At 51.6% G+C, this 258-nt stretch carries 1 protein-coding gene; it reads left to right on the top strand.

Annotated features, from left to right (window positions below; all coding sequences use genetic code 11):
• Positions 1-48: 48 nt before the first annotated feature.
• Positions 49-258: hypothetical protein (locus ACP2WS_RS11365; protein WP_426460865.1), on the top strand; the 210-nt coding region annotated here is incomplete at its 3' end.

Here is a 258-nt window from a genome sequence, read left to right as displayed (position 1 = left end):
CTTTTGAGCCTGTCGATTGCCGGCCTGTCTTTTCTATCCGGATGTCAAATGAACCAGCAAACTCCATCTTCGACCCTATCAAACGCCGCTACCGCTGTGGCTAACCCCGATTCAGTCCCTGTGCTGCATTTCAAGTTGCATTCATACGGTGGTTTCTGCTTCAACACCTATGAGTGCAAAGTGGTTTATGCAGGGCTGGCGCAGCCTAATACTCCACCCGGTAAGTTGCGTCCATCGTTTGAGTCTGTGGGAGGTGAG

Source organism: Brachymonas moutaii (nom. illeg.) (assembly GCF_049977365.1).
In the GTDB taxonomy this organism is placed as follows: Bacteria; Pseudomonadota; Gammaproteobacteria; order Burkholderiales; family Burkholderiaceae_C; genus Brachymonas.
This window is presented reverse-complemented; position numbering and strand designations above follow the sequence as displayed.